The following is a 4,373-nucleotide window of genomic DNA, read 5'->3' as shown; positions in this document are numbered from 1 at the left end:
ATATTGGCCAGTGACGGCGAACCTTCACCGGCAATCCACAGAGCCCACAGCGTCGGCCACAGCAGCAGGTAAATGCCGATCGGCTTGTCCATGCGGGTCAGCTGAATGAAATCCCAGGCCCGAGGATTCACGCGGTTCAGAGACTTGAGCAGGTTCTGGTACATCAGCAGTTCTCCGGATGCGCGCGGGCGGCGCTCCACAGGGTCGGCAGGAAAACCTCGGCCACCAGCACGCTCAGGGCGCCACGGTCGAAACGCGAGCGCCGGCCCCACAGTTCAGGCGCCTGAGCCTCCATCGGCAACCACGCTTGGGGATAGTGACAAACCTCGATGGCCCGGCGCTGAAACGCCCGATCRCAAAACAGCAGTTCGCCCAGGGAGCGGCTACCCAGCTCATCCATATGCAATCCGTCGCCCTGCAGCGCGCTACGCGCCGCCACGCTGCGGGCAAACACCCAAGCTTCACCGTGGCCGCGCAGATACACCTCGCGCACCCAGCCTTCGCTGCCTTCGGCCAGCTCCAGCGCGGCACATTCGTCGGCGCGCAGCGATTGCCAGCCTTCGAACAGCGGCGTGACGCTGAAACCGTCATTCGACAAACGGGTCAGGCGTCGGGTCAGTGACCCTTCATCGAACAACCAATCGAGCGTAGACGTGTCGGGGCGGGGCATCAGTTGGCTTTGAGAAAGCCAGAGCGGCGTCGGGGAGGGGGCTTTTGAGTGCGGCACAGTGAGTCATTATTGGCAGCAAATGAGGCGGCGAGCTTACCATGTCAGGCGGCGAGTTTGATTGATCCGGCCTGCCGTTGCGCCGAACAGGCTTGCATCTGTCGGGCCCGATCAGTACAAAACGCCCTGAGCCGGACGGCAACGCTTCATCTATCGACCGTTCGCGCCGGCAAAAGCCTGAATCCCGAGGAAATACCTGAATGAAAAAGTGGCAATGTGTGGTCTGCGGCCTGATCTATAACGAAGCCGAAGGCTGGCCGGACGACGGTATTGCGGCGGGCACACCGTGGCAGGACGTGCCGGAAGACTGGCTGTGCCCGGACTGCGGCGTGGGCAAAATGGATTTTGAAATGATTGAAATCAACTAAGCATCCAAGGAGCTAGGAATGAACGCACCTGTCGTGATCGTCGGCACTGGGCTGGCTGGCTACAACCTGGCCCGGGAGTTTCGCAAACTCGATGGCGAAACCCCGCTGCTGTTGATTACCGCAGATGACGGACGCTCCTACTCCAAGCCGATGCTTTCCACCGGCTTTGGCAAGAATAAAGACGCCGATGGCCTGAGCATGGCCGAACCGGGCGYCATGGCCGAGCAATTGAAGGCCGAAGTGCGTACCCACACACGCATCAGCGGCATCGATCCGGGCCACAAGCGCCTGTGGATCGGTGAAGAGTCGGTGATCTATCGCGACCTGATCCTGGCCTGGGGCGCGGAAACCGTGCGGGTGCCGATCGAAGGCGACGCGGCCGACGCGGTTYTCCCAATCAACGACCTTGAAGACTACGCACGTTTTCGCGCGGCGGCGGCCGGCAAGCGTCGGGTGCTGCTGCTGGGCGCCGGTTTGATTGGCTGCGAATTTGCCAACGACCTGATTCTCGGTGGCTACGAAGTGCAACTGGTTGCGCCCTGCGAACAAGTCATGCCGACCTTGCTCCACCCGGCGGCGGCCGCTGCGGTCCAGGCCGGCCTGGAAAGCCTGGGCGCGCGCTTCCACCTCGGGCCGGTGCTCAATCGCTTGCAGCGAGTGGCGGACGGCCTGGAAGCGCATCYGTCTGACGGCCAGGTCATCCCTTGCGACGTAGTGGTGTCAGCCATCGGTCTGCGTCCGCGCATCGACCTGGCGGCCGCTGCCGGGGTGCAGGTCAATCGTGGCGTGGTGGTTGACCGTCACCTGAAAACCTCTCACGCCAACATCTACGCCCTGGGCGATTGCGCCGAGGTCGATGGGCTGAATCTGTTGTACGTCATGCCCCTCATGAGCTGTGCGAGAGCGCTGGCCCAGACCCTCGCCGGAAACCCTACGGCGGTGAGTTACGGCCCGATGCCGATCACCGTGAAAACCCCGGTCTGCCCATTGGTGGTTTCGCCGCCGCCACGGGGCGCGGAGGGCGTCTGGACGGTCGAAGGGCAGGGCGCGGACATCAAGGTGCTGTGCCGCGACAGCGCCGGCAAATTGCTGGGCTATGCCCTGACCGGCGCGGCGGTGATGGAAAAACTCGCCCTGAACAAAGAACTTCCGGCCCTGTTGGCGTAAATGCCRGTCGTTCTGTCGGAATCACCCCGTTTTTGCCCCCACAAAGGTCGCGGGGAGACTGGCGCCGCTCTTGCGCGCATGCCATCCTCATTCCCGTCTGCCGCAGAGTAGAGCACCTGCGGCGCCTTGGGCGCTGTTCCAACGAGAACAGCACGGACATAACAACAAAAAACCGTCAAAGGGGCTTCACTCATGCGTAAACCAGAACTCGCCGCTGCCATCGCGGAAAAAGCAGATCTCACCAAAGAACAGGCCAATCGCGTTCTCAACGCCGTTCTCGAAGAAATCACTGGCGCTCTGCATCGCAAGGATAGCGTCACGCTGGTGGGCTTCGGCACCTTCCTGCAACGCCATCGCGGTGCCCGCACCGGCAAAAACCCGCAAACCGGTGAGCCGGTGAAGATCAAGGCCAGCAATACTGTTGCGTTCAAGCCAGGCAAGTCGTTGAAAGACAGCGTTAATCCGTAACACGCACCGACTTCCCGCACAGCGGGCGAGCGGGATAAAAAATGGGCACGCCAACGAGGTTGGGTGCCCATTTTTTCTGTCTGGCGGATCAGCCGACTCGGCTTTGTTTCCTGGCGAGAATCGCTGCTATTTCCGGCTCATTCAGGTGATCCAGCGCGCGCTCTACCAACAAATGCACCCCATCGGCCAGGCGGCTGAGCGACAGGGCTACGGAGCGGCGTGAACCGTCCACGTCGTCGGCGAGGTCGGCGGCGATGGCGCTGATGGACAAGATATCTTCCGAGGCATTGGCGAGGAGGGCTTCAGTGTTGATGCCCGGGCAGACGCTGAAGAGCTGGCCTTTGCGTTTCGGTGGCTTTGGTTCGGCTGGCGGGAAGTGATGGTCGAGGGCGCGTTCGGCGGCGTCGTTGAGTTTTTTTGAATCGGGGCTTTCGTATGGGGAGACCGGATCGGTGTCCGGTGGGTTAGGTGTAACTTTGAACATGATCTTCAATTCCATGAGTGATGCTGACACCCCTTCGCCGACTAAACGAAGGGGTGGCGGCTGTACGCAGGTTAGTCGGACCGGGGAATTGAAGAAGCCGGCGCACCCAAAGGTGCCCTACGCACAGCCACCATCAAAATGCAGGTAGCAAGTACCTGTCTGACGGACGCTTGTACAACTTCAATTACCAGCGGGCGACTAAACCCGACCACTGACGATCAGTGACACGAATCAAGTTACCGACCGACCCCAAAGCGCACAAGCCGGCGGATTCTGGCGTAGCCGTAGGCAACGACGCAAGGTGTTGTAGCTTTCACGACGTTACCTACAAGGCTTTTAAACAAGCACTGTCAGGCATTGGCGTGGGACCGACTGGAATACCATTTTTGATCGGGATTGGGGTTGCCTACGTAATCGTCAGGTAGAAAGCATTAGTACTTCCTTGTTGATTTGGCGACTGACCGGATGGCGAGAGAACATGATGAGTGCGAGCTGGAAAAATGGGCACGCCGACTGGGTCGGGTGCCCATTTTTGTTGGACGCAGAGATGAACTTCTAACGAAGACCCTCCACCAGTCTCTGGTCTTTTTCTCCGCCCCAAGGATCGCCCAACAGGGACTTGGCTGGTGCTTTGCCGCTCCACCTTTCTACTGCATTATCTCTGGATCCGGAGCCGGAATGACCACACTCGCCCAACTGGCTGTACGTTTGCGTTGTGTCAGAGCACGCAATGCTGCTGTGTCGGGTTCGCCTTTTTTCTTGAATTTGACAGGCACCAAAACATAGAGCATCACCTTTTCATCGTCGGGGATGATCTCTTTTTCAGTTTTCGTATCCCAGGCTTTATCCACGGCCACGAAAGCATCCACTTCGTCTGGCCAGGCCAGGTTGGCATACATGGCATCGGAACGACGAATCAAGAAGCCTTCCGACAAGGGGCCATTATCGAACGTGTGGCGAGCGAGCAGAGACAGCAACTCAACCGGAAAAACCCAAGGACTGTGGGGGGGAAAACCATGCTGCGTAAGAGGCCAGTCGCCAGGTAAGCATACGAATAATTCGGTATGAGGATTTTTGGCAAAAAGTCCGATGGTAAAGAGTAACTTGAACTTGCTTTTGCCATCAATACAGCTGATACGCAGCTCCAGCCCCCCTTCAT

The 4,373-nt window shown here is 59.3% G+C and carries 6 protein-coding genes and 1 pseudogene; 3 read left to right on the top strand and 4 right to left on the bottom strand.

Annotated features, from left to right (window positions below; genetic code table 11):
• Both ubiA and AC1DLB_RS22615 read right to left on the bottom strand, forming a co-directional pair.
• Nucleotides 1-164, bottom strand: a pseudogene (gene ubiA / locus AC1DLB_RS22620) (4-hydroxybenzoate octaprenyltransferase); the annotation flags it as partial.
• Nucleotides 164-727 (bottom strand): chorismate--pyruvate lyase family protein, encoded by a 564-nt coding sequence (locus tag AC1DLB_RS22615; protein WP_064621149.1) that lies wholly within the window; start codon nucleotides 725-727, stop codon nucleotides 164-166. The gene AC1DLB_RS22615 and the pseudogene ubiA, both read right to left, overlap by 1 nt.
• A gap of 200 nt (nucleotides 728-927) precedes the next feature.
• Here AC1DLB_RS22615 and AC1DLB_RS22610 point away from each other — a divergent pair, with 200 nt between their 5' ends.
• The 3 genes from AC1DLB_RS22610 (at nucleotide 928) to AC1DLB_RS22600 (ending at nucleotide 2,730) form a co-directional block, all read left to right on the top strand.
• Nucleotides 928-1,095 (top strand): rubredoxin, encoded by a 168-nt coding sequence (locus AC1DLB_RS22610; RefSeq protein WP_007896465.1) that lies wholly within the window; start codon nucleotides 928-930, stop codon nucleotides 1,093-1,095.
• 18 nt (nucleotides 1,096-1,113) lie between these two features.
• On the top strand, nucleotides 1,114-2,262 hold the full coding sequence (locus AC1DLB_RS22605; protein ID WP_477785678.1) for an NAD(P)/FAD-dependent oxidoreductase: 1,149 nt from the start codon (nucleotides 1,114-1,116) through the stop codon (nucleotides 2,260-2,262).
• Nucleotides 2,263-2,454: 192 nt separating this feature from the next.
• Nucleotides 2,455-2,730: an HU family DNA-binding protein gene (locus AC1DLB_RS22600; protein WP_003213368.1), complete on the top strand. Its 276-nt coding sequence runs from the start codon at nucleotides 2,455-2,457 to the stop codon at nucleotides 2,728-2,730.
• Between the two features lie 88 nt (nucleotides 2,731-2,818).
• Here the strand turns inward: AC1DLB_RS22600 and AC1DLB_RS22595 are convergent, their stop codons facing one another.
• Together AC1DLB_RS22595 and AC1DLB_RS22590 are read right to left on the bottom strand one after the other, a co-directional pair.
• Nucleotides 2,819-3,214, bottom strand: coding sequence for a DUF6124 family protein (locus tag AC1DLB_RS22595; RefSeq protein WP_111453148.1), 396 nt, complete (start codon nucleotides 3,212-3,214; stop codon nucleotides 2,819-2,821).
• Between the two features lie 647 nt (nucleotides 3,215-3,861).
• A partial coding sequence (locus AC1DLB_RS22590; RefSeq protein WP_477785677.1) for a hypothetical protein occupies nucleotides 3,862-4,373 on the bottom strand: 512 nt, incomplete at its 5' end.

The organism is Pseudomonas sp. 05N434 (assembly GCF_056396965.1).
The sequence above is the reverse complement of the archived record's forward strand: the minus strand, read 5'-3'. Positions and strand labels throughout refer to the sequence as shown.

Bases quoted from the DNA above. Each gene is read 5' to 3' on its own strand.
- AC1DLB_RS22610 (WP_007896465.1), top strand. From the start codon at position 928: ATGAAAAAGTGGCAATGTGTGGTCTGCGGCCTGATCTATAACGAAGCC.
- AC1DLB_RS22600 (WP_003213368.1), top strand. From the start codon at position 2,455: ATGCGTAAACCAGAACTCGCCGCTGCCATCGCGGAAAAAGCAGATCTC.
- AC1DLB_RS22595 (WP_111453148.1), bottom strand. From the start codon at position 3,214: ATGTTCAAAGTTACACCTAACCCACCGGACACCGATCCGGTCTCCCCA.